Genomic DNA, 15,930 nt, shown 5'->3' with positions numbered 1-15,930 from the left:
GGCGGATGGCCAGGCCCCACCGCGTCACCGACCGGTCCCGACACCGCGACCGCCACGGCCGGGGGCTCCGCTCCTCCGTCGCGGGCCCGCACCTGCCCTTCCTGCGCACCCGGGTCGACACCTTCGACGACGTCGTCGCGGCCACCGTGGAGTACCTCCGCGAGCTGCGCCCCGACGACCTCGACGACGTCACGGTCGAGGTGGAGGCGCTCCCCGCCGACCCGGACGAGACGCGCGTCGAGCGCTGGCGCGTCGACCGGCGGGCCCGCCGCGTCGTGGTCTACCGCCTGCCGATCGAGCGCCTCACGCCCGTGCCCGAGTCACGGCGACTGGCCGACCCCGAGCAGCAGCACCGGTCGGTCGTCGAGGGCTGGGTCTTCCGGGCGGTCGCCGACCTCCTCGGCGAGGACCCGTGGGAGATCGCGCCGGAGCGCTGGCGCGACGGCTGAGCCCGCCGGGGCCCGCGCAGCCCACGCCGAGGCCCACCGGGGCCCGTGACGGCCGCTACGGCCGCTACGGCCAGACGGTGACGGGCGACGAGGCGGGCAACGGTGACGAGACCGCCCACGAGGCCAGGGCCCCGGGGCCGGAGAACGACACCCCGGCACGGAGGCCGTCGGCGCCGCTCAGCGTGACACGGTCGCCCGCGCCCACCGCCACGGCGATCGTCGAGCCGCCCGGCACCTCCCGGGGGTCCTCGTCGGCCTGCCCGGCCGCGTCGTCGCCGGCGGCCTCGACGGCCACGGACGCCGTCGCGGTGTCGGCGGACGGGTTGACGATGCTGAGGACGCCGCCCTCGCCGGCCGGCACCTGGACGAGCGTGTCGCCGTCCAGCGGCGAGGCGGAGGAGGCCCAGGCCAGGTCGACCGCGCCCTGGCCCGAGACCGTCGACGACCGGGCGCCCACCACGACCGGCACGGGCGACTCGACGCGGACGGTGTAGACCCCGTCGGCGAGGCCGTCGACCGGCACGTCGGTGACACGGCCGGCGCCGACCTCGGTCTCGAAGCTCGTCCCCGTCCCGTCGGCGGTGGCGACGTCGACCGTCACGGTGGCGCCCGTGTCGCCGGGGACGAGCACCCGGAGGACGCTCTGGAGGTCGGCGCTCCCCTCGTCGGCGAGGGCCGCCTCGAGGTTCGCCGAGTCACGGACGACGAGGCCCGGCACGACCGCGGTGGTCGCGGGCTCGGCCGAGCCGCTGACGATGTCGACGCCGCCCGGGTCGAGCGTGCGGACCACCGACTGCTGCAGCGTGGAGACGATGCGGCCGCCGCGGCTCTGCACGTGGACCACGGGAGAGGCGAGGCCCGTCGCGAAGCCGGACAGGGGCACCACCTTCTGGCTGCGCGGGGCCACCACGATGCCGTCGATGCCCGGCCCCTGCACGGTGCCGTCCTCGGCCCAGATGCCGAGGTCGACCGTCGAGTTCACGTCGGTGGGGTTGACGAGGGTGATGAGCGAGACGCGCCCGGTCTCGGTCGAGCCGCCCACGAGCCACGTCGAGCTCGTCGGCTCGGTGCACGGGGCGGAGGCGAAGCCGACCAGGTCGTCGGAGTCGACGACCTGGCTCTGCGCCGCCGCGACGAGGGGCACGTCGTCGCCGACGACGGGAGCCGTCACGAGCTGCGGCGACGACGAGCTGCCGTCGGCGCCGGCGAGTGCCTCGACCTCGTCGTCGCCGGTCGACCCCCGGTCGACGTCGGCCCGGCCGACGGCGCTGGCCGTGGTGGCCTGCTGCCCCTCCGCGTCCGAGAGGCGGAGGACGCTCCCGGCGCAGACGCGCTGCTGGTCGACCGGCACGGGGGTGACCTGCTGGCCGGCCGGCTCGGTGCGGAGCGCCGGCAGCGGCACGACGGCCGCCGCGCCGACCACGAGGGCGGCGACGGCGAGCCCCACGACGCCGACCGCCACGCGTCCGGTGGTCCTGGCTGCGGATCGCTCAGTCATCTCGCTCCTCGTCGAAGGTGGTGGCGGGCTGCTCGGCCTCGGGCACGCCGGCCCGTGACCGGCGCCGACGGGGCGTCGTCGGGAGGGCGAGCAGCAGGGCCGAGCCGAGCACCAGCGCCCAGGTGACGCCGACGATCGGGCGGAGCGGCCCCGGGTCGGTCCGGTCGTCGGGCCGCTCGGACGCGGCGACGTAGCGCCAGAGGAGCCCGTTCGAGGTGTCGCCGACGGGCAGGAAGGTCGCGGTGCCGTCGAGGGCCTCCCCCGCACGGCGCTCGAGCGCCGCCGCCGCGGGCTCGTCGTCGGGCGTGCCGGCCAGCAGCACGAAGCCGACGCCGAGGCGGTCGAGGTCGTCGGCCGGGTCGAAGCCGCTGCGGCTGACGAGGTTGCCCGCGAGGACGGTGAGGTCGCGGTCGGTCGCGCTGAGCCGCTGCGACGTGGCGTCGAGGGTCGACTGGTCGTCGAGCGTCGCTCCCTGGCCGCGCTCGAGCGAGACGGCGAGCGAGCCGTCGGGCTGCGGGGTCAGGACGAGCGTCCCGACGTCGGGCGACGCCTCGGCCTCGGCCGTGACGTAGGCCGAGAGAATGCGCCCCGAGCTCGGGCGTACGTCCGACGTCCCGAGGTACGAGGCGATGAGCACCGGCACCGCGACGGCGACGCTCGTGACGGCCACGAGCACGCCCGCGGGCGGGGCGACGCGGGGCAGGCGGTCGAGCGTCACGGCGGCGGCGCCGACGAGGCCCAGCAGGTAGAGGCTGAGCCCGCTGCCCGCCCAGACCGCGACGCTGTCGCTGCCGACGGCGGAGACGGAGACCTGGGTGGCGGCCACGGCGGTCAGGTAGCCGAGGAGGGCGAGCGCCAGGGCGGGCACCGCGCGGCCCAGCGCGCCGACGAACGGCGCGGCCACGGCCAGGAGGGCGAGGGGCAGGACGGCGGCGGCGACGACCACGGCGAGGGTCTCGGCCGGCAGGCCCGTCCCCGCCAGGAGCCGCGTCCAGCCGTTCAGCCCCGTCTCGGGCGACGTCACGAGGAGCTGGAGCGGCGACGCCGGCTCCGTCCTGGCCGGCACGCCCGGGTCGGCGAAGACGCCCCACCAGGTGCCGCGCCCGATCTGGACGATCGCGAGCGGCAGGAAGAGCGCCACCGCCGGGAGGGGCACCGCGATCATGCGGTGGATGCCGCGCGGGCGGGTGGCCAGGGAGCCGAGCCAGATCACGACGAGCGCCGGCAGCAGCGACGGCGAGCAGGCCGCGACGAGCGCGAACAGGAGGGAGGCGGTGGCTCCGGCCGCCCAGGACCGGGCCGAGCCGATCAGGGCCCAGACCAGGAAGGGCAGGGCGACGTGGGCGAGCGCGGCGCCGAGGTGGCCGGTCTGCAGGGCGGACAGCACCGGCGACGAGAGGGCGTAGACGCCGGCGGCGACGGCGGGCACCCACGCGCGGCTCGTGACGCGGCGGGTCGCGAACCAGGCACCGAGCGCGGAGACGGGCAGCGCGGTCAGGTAGACGAGCAGCACCGAGGTCGACGGAGACCACGCCGTGAGGGAGCCGAGCACGGCGACGACGGCCGTGAACGGGTCGGACGGCCCGACGAAGCCCGTGCCGATCTCGCGCCGGCCCCAGCCGACCGACGACCAGAGGTCGCCGAGGGAGGTGCTGAGCGGCAGGAGGCCCCCGCCGGTGACGGCGGGCTGGCTCAGCAGGTCGAGGAGGGCGACCGCCCCGACCACGGCGGTGAGCACCACGACCCAGAGCCCGCCCGAGCCGATGAAGCTCGCCCGCGGGTCGCCGGCGTCCTCGCCCCGGGCGACGAGGGCGTCACGCTCGGTCACCCGTCGTTCGCGGATCTGGTAGAAGGTCGCGCGGAGCGGCTCGATCGCCGCCCAGCTCGTCGTCCTCGTCCGTGACAGGGACCGCCTCGCCTGGGCGATGCGCGTGCCCCCGAACGCGGCTCGCAGGGCGGTGGCGAACTCGCCGCCGACGGCGCCCGGGTTCTTGGTGAGCAGGTGCCAGATGCTCCGCACCACCGCGAGCGGCACGAGGCTCAGCCAGTGCAGCGGCAGGGCGGCCGCGGGCGCGTAGACGAGTCGCCGGTGCAGCTGCGCCGACCGGTGGAGGCGCGTGCGCCGACCGCTGCCGAGGGGCTCGGCCTGGCCGAAGTCCTCCGGGGGGGCGTCGCTCGCGACGCGGGCGTCGGAGACGAGCGCGACCCGGTGACCGGCGAGGCGGGCGCGGACGGAGAAGTCGAGGGCGGCGTCGACGTGGGGCAGGCCGGGGTCGAAGCCGCCGAGGGCGGTCCACACGCTGCGGCGGACGAGCATGCCGCCGGCGGCGACGCCGAGCACGTCGTGGCGGTCGTCGTGCTGGCCCTGGTCGAGCTCGTTCTCGACGAGGGCCATGGACGCGCCGTAGCGCGTCACGGTCTCGCCGAAGCCGGCGATGACCGCGGGGTCGTCGAGGCGCATCAGCTTGGGCCCGACCACCGCGACCGAGGGCGAGACCTCGACCGTGGAGAGCAGCCGTTCGAGGGCTCGGGGGCGCGGCGCGTTGTCGTGCCCGAGGAACCACAGCCACTCGTCGGCCTCGGCGGCGGCGTCGCCGCTGCCGGACAGCCGGGCGCCGTGCGCGAGCGCCTCGACGAACGTCGTCGTCGGGGGGACGCTCGTCAGCTGGGCCGCGCCGCTGAGGGAGAGCCTGCCCGCCGCGCTGTCGCGCCCGCCAGCGTCGACGACGACGAGCGCCTCCGGCGGTCGCGTCTGGCGCGACAGCCCGTCGAGGGTTCGGTCGAGGTGCGTCGCTCCACCAGGGGCGACGAGGATCGCAGTGACTCTCGGTTGCATGACCTGTGCAGCCTAGGTCGGCCGCCGAGGGCGACGGACGCGCCGCGCCGCGCCGCGCCTACCTGTGAGGGCTCGATGAACGACCGCGGCGCACGGCCCCGGGAGGGGTCGTGCGCCGCGGGACGGACGGTGGAGGAGCGGGCTAGGCGCGCTTGCGGAGCTTGCGTCGTTCGCGCTCGGAGAGCCCGCCCCAGATGCCGAAGCGCTCGTCGTTGCGGAGCGCGTACTCGAGGCACTGGGCCCGGACGTCGCACGAGGCGCAGATCTTCTTCGCGTCGCGGGTGGAGCCGCCCTTCTCGGGGAAGAACGCCTCGGGGTCGGTCTGCGCGCAGAGCGAGTCGGCCTGCCAGGCCAGCTGGGCCTCGTCGTCGTCGACGGCGACCTTGCGGACCCCGGGGACGCCGAGCAGCACCGGATCGACGTGCCAGTCGTCGGGCACGGCGGCCCCCACGGCCACGGCGGCGCCGACGGACTGCCCGGCACCGATCCCGTCGACACGGTTCTCGTTGATCGCCACAGCACCTCTCCCCTCGACGTCGTCGCCCCCCGAACGGCTGCGACTCAGGCAATTACACCGGTGTAACTACACGACGTCAAGTCGAGCCCCAATAAACCCTGGACCCCCCATCGAGGGTCAAGCTCGCTCCGGCGTGTCGGGGTACGATCCGCCCGGCCCGGGTGACGTCACCCGTCCTGGGGGCACCTCGTCGCGGCCCGGGCGTGTCGCACCCGTCCTCCGGCAGCGTCCGGGTCACCCCTCGCGGAGCGCCCGGACCGAGGAGTCACGGGGCACGACGAGCGCGAGGCTCAGCTCCGAGGAGCGGCGGCCCAGGCGCTCGTGACCATGTCGAGCAGGCTGTGCCGCATGACCCAGTCGAGGTCGCGGCCGGCGAGCGTGCCGTCGGCGACGATGCGGTCGGGGTCGCCCGGACGACGCGGCGCCACCTCCGGCCGGAAGTCGACCCCGGTGCCCTCGCGCATGGCGTCCATGATCTCGCGGACGGACACCCCGCCTCCGGAGCCGAGGTTGTAGGCCGCCTCGACGGCCTCCCCGGCGTCGAGGCGCCGGGCCGCGGCCACGTGCGAGACGGCCAGGTCGGAGACGTGGACGTAGTCGCGGACGCAGGTGCCGTCGGGCGTGTCGTAGTCGTCGCCGTTGATGCGGGGCGTGCGGCCGGCGGCGAGCGCGGCGAAGACGAGGGGGAAGAGGTTGTGCGGGCTGGCGTCGTACAGCCCGGCCTCGCCGGACCCGACGACGTTGAAGTAGCGGAGGCTCGTGTGGCGGAGCCCGGCCGCGACCCCCTGGTCGCGCAGCAGCCACTCGCCGATCAGCTTGCTCTCGCCGTAGGGCGACGCCGGCGACTTCGGGGTGTCCTCCGTCACCAGCTCGGTGGGGGGCGTGCCGTACACCGCCGCGCTGGAGGAGAAGACGACGCGGTCGACCCCCGTGTCGGCCATGGCCTCGAGGAGCCGCTGCGTGCCGGTGACGTTCTGCTCGTAGGTGTGCAGGGGCCGCTGGACGGAGACGCCCGCGTACTTGTAGCCGGCGACGTGCACGACGCCCGTCACGCCGCGCTCACGGATCGTGTCGGCCAGGAGCTCGCGGTCGAGGATCGTGCCGCGGACGAAGGGGACCCCCTCGGGGACGAACGCCTCGAGGCCCGACGACAGGTCGTCGTAGACGACGGCGTCGATGCCGGCCTTCGTGAACTCGCGGACGACGTGGGACCCGATGTAGCCGGCGCCGCCGGTGACCAACCATGACATGGCGCTCACCCTACCGAGCGACGGCGCGTCGCCCGGCGAGGCTGGCCGCGGGGGCCGCCCGGCTCAGGCGGGCGTCGCGACGTACAGCTGGCCGCCGCCGGTCACGGCGAGCCGGACCTCGTCGGGGGTCACGAAGGCCGACTCGCCCCGGCGGAGGCGCATTGAGCCGTCCTGCCCCTTGACGACGACCTCGCCGTCGGTGACGAGGAGGACGCTCGGCCCGCCGATCTCGACGACGGCCCCCGCGCCTCCCGCGTGCACGCGGAGGAGGGCGAAGCCGACGCCGCCGGGCTCGAAGCGCTCGACGCCGGGCGCCGTCTCGACCGGCAGCAGCCGCGGCACGGGCAGCGGCTCGAACTCGAGCACGCGGAGCAGCTCGGGAACGTCGACGTGCTTCGGCGTGAGGCCGCCGCGGAGGACGTTGTCGGACGGCGCCATCAGCTCCACCCCGAGGCCGCCGAGGTACGCGTGGACGTTGCCGGCGGGGAGGAAGAGCGCCTCGCCGCGGCGCAGGGTGACGCGGTTGAGGAGGAGCGAGACGACCACGCCGGGGTCGCCGGGCCAGCGCGCGGCGAGGTCGACGGCGGTGGCGACGCTCGGGCTCGGGTCGGCGACCGAGCCGGCCAGCTCGCCCACGGCCGCCACGACCGCGCGGGACTCCGCGCTCCCGTCGAAGAGCCAGGCGAGGGTCGACTCCAGCGACGTCGCCACGCTGCCGCGGAGGGCGGCGAGGCGACCCGTGCCCGCGTCGAGGGCGTCGACGTCGACGATCGTCTCGGCCGGGGTGCGGAAGCCGCAGAGCGCGTCGAAGGACTCGCTCAGGGCGACGATGATCTCCGGCTTCGGGAACGGGTCCTTGTAGTTGCGCGTCGGCGAGTCGATCGGCACCCCGGCCGCCTCCTCGGCGGCGAAGCCCGCCCGGGCCTGCTCGGGCGTGGGGTGCGCCTGGATCGAGAGCGGCTCGTCGGCGGCGAGCACCTTGAGGAGGAAGGGCAGCTCGCTGCGGTCGCGGCCCAGGGCCCGGGCCGGCTCGGCCGCGAACCAGTCGGCCAGGGTGTCGGCGCCGTCGACGACCGCGGGGTTCACCACGACGCTCGGGGAGCCGGGGTGCGCGCCGAGCCAGAGCTCGGCCTCCGGGCGGCCGGACGGTGCGCGGCCGAGGAGCTCGGCGATCGCGGAGCGGGAGCCCCAGGCGTAGTCGCGGGGGGTGTTGGTGATGGCGAGGAACATGCGGAGACCTGCTTGTCGACGTGGGCTTGGGCCCCCTCTACAAAGACGCGAGGACGACCGGGGGCGTGCGTTGGTCAAAACTACCAACCCCTTTGCCGCCCCTCGGCGCCGTGCCTAGGCTCACGTCGTCCCGAGACGGACCGGCCCGCGCGCCGGGCCGCACCGACACGATGCAACGGAGCAACGGATGTCATCAGCGACCCTCACCTCGTTCAGCACGCTGGCGAGCGACTTCTACGGCTACGAGGCCGGCCTCAGCGAGCGGGAGAAGGCCGTCCTCGCCGACCTGCGGGCCTACCTCGACACCGAGGTGCGGCCGATCGTCAACGGCCACTGGGAGCGCGCGGAGTTCCCGCACGAGATCGTCAAGGGGCTCGCCGACCTCGGCATCTACGGGATGCCCTGGGAGGAGACGCGCCCGTTCGAGAACTCCGCCGTGTTCCGGGGGTGGGTCGCGCTCGAGCTCGCCCGCTGCGACGCGTCGGTGGCGACGTTCTGCGGCGTGCAGAACGGCCTCGCGATGGGGTCGATCAGCGTCGGAGGCTCTCCGGAGCAGCGCGCCGAGTGGCTCCCCCGGCTGGCGAGCGGCGAGCTCGTCGGGGCCTTCGGCCTCACCGAGCCGCTGTCGGGCTCCGACTCGGCCCAGGGCCTCCGCACGGTCGCGACACGGGACGGCGACGACTGGGTGCTGAACGGCTCGAAGCGCTGGATCGGCAACGCCACGTTCAGCGACCTGACGATCATCTGGGCGAAGAGCGCGGAGGACGGCCAGGTGAAGGGCTTCATCGTGCCCACCTCGACCCCCGGGTACACGGCGACGAAGATCGAGGGCAAGCAGAGCCTCCGGATCGTCCAGAACGCCGACATCACCCTGGAGGACGTGCGGGTGCCGGACAGCCTGCGGCTGCAGCAGGCGAACTCGTTCCGCGACACCGCCGCGGTGCTCCGGCTCACGCGCGCCGAGGTCGCCTGGGCGGCCGTCGGCAACATGATCGGCGCCTACGAGGCGGCCCTCGCCTACGCGGGCGAACGCGTCCAGTTCGGCAAGCCGATCGCCCGGCACCAGCTCGTCCAGGACCTCCTCGTCAAGTGCATCGGGAACATCACCGCGTCGATCGGCATGGTTGTCCGGGTGTCGCAGATGCTCGACGAAGGCGTGCAGCGCGACGAGCACGCCTCGCTCGCCAAGGCCTTCACGACCGCGCGCATGCGCGAGACCGTGGCCTGGGCCCGTGAGGTGCTCGGCGGCAACGGCATCGTGCTCGACTACGACGTGGCGCGCTACTTCGCCGACGCGGAGGCGCTCTACAGCTACGAGGGCACGAGGGAGATGAACACCCTCATCGTCGGGCGGGCCATCACGGGCCAGGCCGCCTTCGTGTGACCGGTCGCCGCCGCCGACGGGCGGCGGCGCACCCCCGCGCGTCGTCTAGCCTGGTGCCCATGACGACGACGCTCCCCGCTCGCCGTGACCCGTCGGCTCCCCCGGCCCGCACGAGCACGCTCTTCGCCACCCTGGTCTTCGTCGTCCTGCTCGGCGGGGACGTGCTGCGGAACGGCACGAGCTTCTGGGGCTGGGGCGTCGTCTGCGGCGTCATGGTGATCGCGGCCGCCGTCGTGGTCGTGCGGCACCCGCCCCGGTGGCGGGCCCTCCCCCGGGTCCTCGCCCTCTGGCTCGCGTTCGCCGTGGCGTCGATCGCCTGGTCGCAGTACCCGTCGGCCTCCGCCATCGGGATCGTCGCCACCCTGGCGACCACGCTCGGGGCCCTGGCCGTCACCGTCGCCCTCCCCTGGCCGTCGATCGTCACCGCGCTCGGGCGCGCCCTCCGCCTGCACGTCGTGCTGTCGCTGCTCTTCGAGGTCGTCGTCGGGGCCCTCGTGCGGCGGCCGGTCTGCCCGGTCTACCTGGACTGCTCGGGCGGCGTGCCCGACGCGTTCTTCTGGTCGCGGGCCGAGCTCCTCACCGGCGGCCGGATCCAGGGGCTGCAGGGCAACAGCAACATCCTCGCCGTCCTCGCGCTGCTCGCCCTCGTCGTCACCCTCGCAGAGGCCTCGTCGCGGTCGATCAGCCGCAGCACCGCGCGCGTCGGGGTCGTCTCGGCCGCCCTCGCCCTGCTGCTCACCCGGTCGGCGACCGTCGCCGCCTGCGCGGTGGCCGTCGCCCTCGTGCTCGCGCTGGTGGTCGTCCTGCGCCGCACCGCGCCTCCTCGCCGACCCCGCGTCTACGGCCTCGCCGGCCTGGTGCTGGTGGTCGCCGCCCTCGCCGTCGTGCTCGCCAGGGGCCCGCTGCTCGCCCTCGCGGGGCGCAGCGGCGACCTCACGGGCCGCACCGACATCTGGGCCGCCGTCGTCGACCTGGCCGTGCAGCACCCCGTCGTCGGCTGGGGCTGGGTCAGCTACTGGATCCCCATCGTCGAGCCGTTCCGCGACCTCGCCGAGCGCAACGGCGTCGTCTACCTGCAGGCCCACGACGCGTACCTCGACGTCTGGTTCCAGCTCGGCGCCGTCGGGCTCGCGCTCTTCCTGCTGGTGGTCGTGGGCGTCGCCCTGCGCGCGTGGTCGTGGGCGACCGACCGTCGCGTCCTCGGCGTCGGGCGCGTCGCGCCCTGGAGCGCCCTCGACCTCCTCCCCGTCCTCCTGCTGACGGCCCTGCTCGTCCACGGCCTCACCGAGTCGCGCCTCATCGTCGAGTGGGGCTGGGCGATCTTCGTCGTGCTCGTGGTCGTCACGCGCCGCGACCCCTACGGCTGGACGGACCGCGACCGGTGACCTCCTGGTCGGCCGAGCGCCCGCGGGACCCCCTGCGCCGCTACCTCTCCGCCTGGGTGGGGTTCTCGGCCGGGGGGCAGTTCTCGCAGGCCCTCTCGGTGGCGATCGTGCTCTTCGCGACCACGACGCAGGCCATCCGGTCCGTGATGGGCTGGCCCGGCGCCCTGGCCGTGCTCGGCACCCTCCTCGTGCTCGCGGCGGTCTCGCTCTTCGGCGGCCGACGCCACATCGAGTGGCACGGGATCCTGCCGGTCTCCCTCATCGCCCTGTTCGGCTTCATGGCCGTGAGCGTGCTCTGGAGCGAGTACACCTGGGCGACGCTCGGAGGCGTCGCCTACGCCGCGGGCTTCGGCGCGCTCGGGCTCTACCTCGCCCTCGGCCGCGACCTCGTGCAGGTCGTCCGGGCCGTGGGCGACGCGCTGCGCATCGTCCTCGTGACCTCCATGGCCCTCGAGATCCTGTCGGGCCTCCTCATCGACCAGCCCATCCGGTTCCTCGGCATCCGGGGCGACCTCGCGTCCGGGGGGCCGATCCAGGGGCTCGCCGGGACCCGCAACTACCTGGGGTTCCTCGCCGCGCTGGCGCTGGTGACCTTCGCCGTGGAGTTCCTCACGCGATCGGTGCCCCGCTCCCAGGCGGTCGCCTCGGGGGTCCTCGCCGCCGCCGTGCTGCTCTTCGCCCGCTCCCCCGTCGCCGCCCTCGCCGTCGTCGCGCTGATCGTCGCGGGGCTCGCGCTCCAGGCCCTCCGTCGGGCTCCCGAGCAGCGGAGGCCCCTCCTCCAGGGCGTCGTCACGGCCGTCGTGGTGGTCGGCGGCAGCGTCGCGTGGGGCCTGCGCGGCCCCCTCCTCGGGAGCGTCGACGGGACCTCCGACCTCACGGCACGGATCGCGCTCTGGTCGCGCATCCGCGACCTCGCCGGCGTCCACGACATCACGGGCTGGGGCTTCGTCGGCCAGTGGCCGTCCACCATCTTCCCGTTCTCGACGGTGCTCGCCCCCGACGGCCGCCCGTACGCGACGGGGCTCAACGCGTTCTTCGACATGTGGCTCCAGCTGGGCCTGGTCGGAGTGCTCCTGCTGGTGGCGGCGGGCTGCCTCGCGCTCGTCCGGAGCTGGACCACCGCCTCCGGGCACCCGATCGTGGCCTACGTGTGGCCGGCCCTGGTGCTCGTGCTGATCGGGGTCACGGCGCTGGCCGAGAGCTTCGTGCTGTTCGAGGGCACGCTGATGCTCTTCGTCGCCATCGCGACCATCGCGGCGCGGAAGCGCTCGTGGCGGTCACGGCTGCCGAGGGCGACCCAGCAGTCGCTCCGGTAGCCGACGCCGCTGCCCTGGGCCCGTGTCGGCCCGCCGGGCGCGCGCCTCCTCCGGCCGTCGGCCGGGTCAGTCCTCGACGACCCAGTCGGGGCCGGGGCGACGGCCGAGCAGCGAGCCGAGGCGCCGCTGCACGGCCCAGACCGTGACGCGGCCCATCGCCTCGACCACGATGGCCCGGCTCATCTTGGACTCGCCGAGCTCCCTCTCCCGGAACTCGATGGGGTGCTCCTCGACGGAGCCTCCCCCGTCGAGGGTGCGCAGGGTCATGTCGACCTGGAAGCAGTAGCCCTTCGAGTCGATGCTCGTGAGGTCCATGGCCGCCAGGGCGGCGCGGCGGTACACGCGGAAGCCCGCGGTGACGTCCTTGATGCGCAGGCCGAGGGCGAGGCGGGCGTACAGGTTGCCCCCTCGGCTCAGCACCTGGCGCGACACGGGCCAGTCGACGACCGACCCGCCGGGCACCCATCGCGAGCCGATGACGAGGGCGGGCGCTCCCGGGCCGCCGGCGAGCACGCGGTCGATCATCGCCGGCAGCGCCTCCGGCGGGTGCGAGCCGTCGGCGTCCATCTCGACGAGGACCTCGTACCCGCGCTCGAGGCCCCAGCGGAACCCGGTGACGTAGGCGGAGCCGAGGCCGAGCTTGCCGGTGCGGTGGAGGACGTGGACGCGGTCGTCGGAGGCGGCCATGCGCTCCGCCAGGTCGCCGGTGCCGTCGGGGCTGCCGTCGTCGACCACGAGGACGTGGGCCGTCGGGACGGCGGCGTGCACCCGGGCGACGATCGACGAGAGGTTGTCGATCTCGTCGTAGGTGGGGACGATGACGAGGGCGGTCGCCGGAGCGACGGCGTCGGGGATCGAGGCGTTCACCGCTCGAGGATAGTGCACGGCCTCACGACGCCCGCCCCGAGGTGCGGGGAACGGCCGGAGGCGCTCAGGGCTGGTCGAGGGCCGGCCCGCGGCCGACCTCGACGTCGGGCAGCCCTGCTCCGCCCGAGCGCGCCGCCCGGCGGAGCGACCACCAGAGGCACGCCACGGCGGCGAGCGCCGTCGCCGCGGTGCCGGCGACCATGGCCCCCGCCACCGCCCAGCCTACGTCGCCCCAGGGCGCGACGTAGGTGAGGGCGAGCACGGCGAGGCCGACGGGCCACACCGTCACGGCGAGGCGTTCGCTCCCGAGCGCGAGGAGCGCCTGGGCCGTGACCATCGTGACGATCTGGAGCACGCACGAGACCGCGAGGAGGACGAGCTGACCCCGCCGGAGCTCGAAGTCGTCGCCGAACAGCGACAGGAGCGCGGCCCCGGCCGCCCACACGATGACGACCCAGACGACGCCGAGCCCGAGGACGGCGGCGTTCCAGCTCGCGACGGCGCGGACGAGCGGCCGGAAGCGCCGGTGCTGCACCTCGACGGTGAAGCGCGTCAGCAGCAGCGACTGGACAGCGTTGAAGAGGAAGAGGGGCACGCGCGCGATCGCCAGGGCGGCGACGAGGCTGGCCGTGTAGGCCGTCGACTCGCCCGCGACCGACCCCTGCGCGAGCAGGACGCCGGCGTTCACGAAGGCCTGCAGCAGCAGCGACCCCGTGGTCAGCGCGGCGAACGCCCGCACGTCGTCGCCGAGCCCCGCCGGTCGGCGCGCGGCCCGCGGCTGCCCGGTCGTGGCGGCGGGCGGCGTCGCCGGGGCCGTCGCGCGCCGCACGAGGGCCGCGAGGGCCACGGCCCCGGCGGCCAGCGCGGGCGCGACGACGAGCGACGTGCCGAGGGCCACGGGCTCCCGGGAGCCGGCCAGGGCGACGGCGCCCAGCAGCCCCAGCTTGACGACCCCCTCGAGGGTCATCTCGAGCGCGTACGCGCCGAAGCGCCCCGTCCCCGCGAGCCAGCCGCGCACGAAGAAGAGCAGCGTCGACGCGACGAGTCCGAGCGCGAGGAGCAGGACGAAGGCGCGCTCGCCCGAGAAGAGGAGGCGCGCCACCGGCCCGGCGGCCAGGCCGAGCGCCAGGAGCGCGGCCACGAGCAGGGCCCCGCCGAGCACGGCGGCCCGCGCGAGCACGCTCCGCCCCGTCCCGCCGGCGGCCCGGTCGGCGGCCATGCCCCGGGAGAGGAGCTGCTCGATGGGCTGGAAGAGGCCCACGGCCAGGCCGGCCATCATCGTCCAGAGCACCGAGACCGGCGCCCCCGCGACTCCCCCCACCAGGTTGCCGACGAGGGCCAGGTAGACGTAGTTGCAGCCCCCGAGCACGATCGTGCCGGCGGCGAGGCCGACGACCGGGTCTCGCAGCCGGGAGGAGGGGCGGGGCGGGGCGGCCTCGACGGCGGTCACGTCAGGCGAAGGTCGAGCGGAGGGCCGCGACGCCGTCGACGGCACCGCCGTCGAAGATGACCTCACCGTGCGACAGCACGATGGCCCGGTCGCACAGCGACTCGACGGTGCCGAGGTCGTGGGTCACGATGACGATGGTGCGCCCCTCGCGCTGGAACTGCGCGATCTTGTCGAGGCACTTCTTCTGGAACGGCTCGTCGCCGACCGCGAGCACCTCGTCGACGAGCAGCACGTCGGGGTCGACGTGGATCGCGATGGCGAAGGCGAGCCGCACGTACATGCCCGAGGAGTAGAACTTCACCTGGGTGTCGATGAACTCGCCGATCTCGCTGAAGGCGACGATGGAGTCGAAGAACCCGGCGATCTGCTGCTGGCTGAGGCCGAGGATCGACCCGTTCAGGAAGACGTTCTCGCGCCCGGTGAGGTCGGGGTGGAAGCCGGCGCCGAGCTCGAGCAGCGCCGCGAGCTGGCCGCGTCGCTTGACCTCGCCGGTGGACGGCTGGAGGATGCCGCCGATGACCTTCAGCAGCGTGCTCTTGCCGCTGCCGTTCGCGCCGATCAGGCCGACCGTCGTGCCGGCCTCGATGTCGAGGCTGATGCCGCGCAGGGCCCAGAAGTCGTCCTTGTGCTTGTTCGAGCGCGCGAGGTTGACGATGCGCTCCTTCAGGGACTTCTCCTTGCGGATCACGAAGCGCTTCGAGATGTCGGTCATGGTGACGACGGGGACGTCGTGTCTGGTGCTCACGGTTCAGATCTCCTGGGCGAAGTTGCCCTGCAGGCGGGCGAAGATGCGCTGGGCGACGATCAGCAGGACGAGGCCCACGACGCCGATGACGAGGAGGCGCTCGTCGAGGTCGGCCGGGTAGGGCTGCGGACCGACGACGGTGCCGTCGGCGAGGGTCGTCGTCTCGCTGCCCGCGCGCCAGATGCCCTTCTGGAAGGCGAGGATGATGTCGGTCATCGGGTTCAGCTGGTACACGGTGACGATCCAGTCCTGGCCCCGGGCGGCGGCGCGGCCGACGACCATGCCGAACGAGTAGACGATCGGCGAGGCCCAGAACAGGATGAGCAGGGCCACCTCGACGAGGTACTGCACGTCGCGGAGGTAGACGTTCACCGCCGACAGGAACAGGGCGAGCGCCAGCCCGTAGATCACGGTCAGCGCCACCGCCACCGGGATGTAGAGCAGGTCCCACGAGACGGGGAACTGGCCGAGCACCAGGACGGCGGCGAGCAGGACGGCGAACTGGACGACGAAGTTGAACAGCGCCGAGCCGAGCGACGCGAGCGGGAAGAGCTCCCGCGGCACGTAGACCTTCTTGATGAGCCCGGCGTTGGCGAGGATGGAGGTCGTGCCCCCCGCGATGATCTCGTTGTAGAGGCCCCAGAGGGTGAGCCCGGCGAAGACGTAGATGGCGAACTGCGGGACGGCGCGGGCGGCGCCGAGCACCTGCCCCACGGCGAAGTAGTAGATCGCCAGCATCGTCAGCGGGCGGATGAAGCTCCAGACGAACCCGAGCGCGCTGTCCTTGTAGCGGGCCTTGAGCTCGCGTCGGATGAGCAGGTCGAGGAGGGCCCGGTGGGCCCAGATGTCGCGCACGGCGGGGGCGATGCCCGAGATGAGGCCGCCGCTCGCGGCGCCGGCCTTCTCGAACGGGAGGGTCGAGATGCGCTGGATTCGCGCCTCGGATTCAGTACTCACGGATCTCCATGCCTCTCGGCGCCGCGCAGGAGGAGGCCCGCCCGGG

The 15,930-nt window shown here is 74.5% G+C and carries 13 protein-coding genes; 4 read left to right on the top strand and 9 right to left on the bottom strand.

The annotated features are described in order from the left end of the window. Positions 1 to 5 precede the first annotated feature (5 nt). Positions 6 to 449: a hypothetical protein gene (locus JOE43_RS08280; RefSeq protein ID WP_209516917.1), complete on the top strand. Its 444-nt coding sequence runs from the start codon at positions 6 to 8 to the stop codon at positions 447 to 449. A 64-nt stretch (positions 450 to 513) separates the two neighbouring features. Here the strand turns inward: JOE43_RS08280 and JOE43_RS08275 are convergent, their stop codons facing one another. The 5 genes from JOE43_RS08275 to manA all read right to left on the bottom strand — a co-directional run bounded on the left by JOE43_RS08275 (position 514) and on the right by manA (position 7,780). Further along, entirely contained in the window at positions 514 to 1,947 is a 1,434-nt protein-coding gene (locus JOE43_RS08275; protein WP_209516914.1) for a DUF5719 family protein, read from the bottom strand. Beyond that, a complete protein-coding gene (locus JOE43_RS08270; RefSeq protein ID WP_209516911.1) occupies positions 1,940 to 4,783 on the bottom strand; it encodes a glycosyltransferase in 2,844 nt (947 codons plus the stop codon). Before JOE43_RS08270 ends, JOE43_RS08275 begins: the two co-directional genes overlap by 8 nt. Positions 4,784 to 4,925: 142 nt before the next feature. Beyond that, positions 4,926 to 5,240 carry a WhiB family transcriptional regulator gene (locus JOE43_RS08265; RefSeq protein ID WP_307803424.1) on the bottom strand — a complete coding sequence of 105 codons (315 nt, stop codon included), beginning with the start codon at positions 5,238 to 5,240 and terminating at the stop codon, positions 4,926 to 4,928. Between the two features lie 350 nt (positions 5,241 to 5,590). Next, on the bottom strand, positions 5,591 to 6,550 hold the full coding sequence (gene galE, locus JOE43_RS08260; protein WP_209516909.1) for a UDP-glucose 4-epimerase GalE: 960 nt from the start codon (positions 6,548 to 6,550) through the stop codon (positions 5,591 to 5,593). Between the two features lie 63 nt (positions 6,551 to 6,613). Then, positions 6,614 to 7,780: a mannose-6-phosphate isomerase, class I gene (manA, locus tag JOE43_RS08255; protein WP_209516906.1), complete on the bottom strand. Its 1,167-nt coding sequence runs from the start codon at positions 7,778 to 7,780 to the stop codon at positions 6,614 to 6,616. 187 nt (positions 7,781 to 7,967) lie between these two features. On the opposite strand from manA, the gene JOE43_RS08250 reads away from it, so the two are divergent. From JOE43_RS08250 to JOE43_RS08240, 3 genes are read left to right on the top strand one after another with little or no spacing between them, the layout of a single operon-like run. Then, positions 7,968 to 9,164 carry an acyl-CoA dehydrogenase family protein gene (locus tag JOE43_RS08250; protein WP_209516903.1) on the top strand — a complete coding sequence of 399 codons (1,197 nt, stop codon included), beginning with the start codon at positions 7,968 to 7,970 and terminating at the stop codon, positions 9,162 to 9,164. Positions 9,165 to 9,223: 59 nt separating this feature from the next. Next, a complete protein-coding gene (locus JOE43_RS08245; protein ID WP_209516899.1) occupies positions 9,224 to 10,549 on the top strand; it encodes an O-antigen ligase in 1,326 nt (441 codons plus the stop codon). After that, positions 10,546 to 11,865 carry an exopolysaccharide production protein gene (locus tag JOE43_RS08240; protein ID WP_209516897.1) on the top strand — a complete coding sequence of 440 codons (1,320 nt, stop codon included), beginning with the start codon at positions 10,546 to 10,548 and terminating at the stop codon, positions 11,863 to 11,865. The genes JOE43_RS08245 and JOE43_RS08240 overlap by 4 nt, the downstream gene beginning before the upstream one ends. 66 nt (positions 11,866 to 11,931) lie before the next feature. On the opposite strand, the gene JOE43_RS08235 is transcribed toward JOE43_RS08240, so the two are convergent. From JOE43_RS08235 to JOE43_RS08220, 4 genes are all read right to left on the bottom strand, one after another. After that, complete coding sequence (locus JOE43_RS08235) at positions 11,932 to 12,732, bottom strand: polyprenol monophosphomannose synthase (protein WP_307803292.1); 801 nt, start codon at positions 12,730 to 12,732, stop codon at positions 11,932 to 11,934. Between the two features lie 64 nt (positions 12,733 to 12,796). Further along, positions 12,797 to 14,182, bottom strand: a complete 1,386-nt coding sequence (locus tag JOE43_RS08230) for a hypothetical protein (protein WP_209516894.1) — start codon at positions 14,180 to 14,182, stop codon at positions 12,797 to 12,799. 1 nt (position 14,183) lies between these two features. Beyond that, positions 14,184 to 14,927: an ABC transporter ATP-binding protein gene (locus JOE43_RS08225; RefSeq protein ID WP_374072938.1), complete on the bottom strand. Its 744-nt coding sequence runs from the start codon at positions 14,925 to 14,927 to the stop codon at positions 14,184 to 14,186. A 3-nt stretch (positions 14,928 to 14,930) separates the two neighbouring features. Continuing rightward, complete coding sequence (locus tag JOE43_RS08220) at positions 14,931 to 15,884, bottom strand: ABC transporter permease (RefSeq protein WP_209516890.1); 954 nt, start codon at positions 15,882 to 15,884, stop codon at positions 14,931 to 14,933. Positions 15,885 to 15,930: the final 46 nt, after the last annotated feature.

The organism is Frigoribacterium sp. PvP121 (assembly GCF_017833115.1).
Taxonomy (GTDB): Bacteria; Actinomycetota; Actinomycetes; order Actinomycetales; family Microbacteriaceae; genus Frigoribacterium; species Frigoribacterium endophyticum.
Note: the sequence above shows the minus strand (reverse complement) of the source record. Positions and strands in the feature narration are given on the sequence as shown.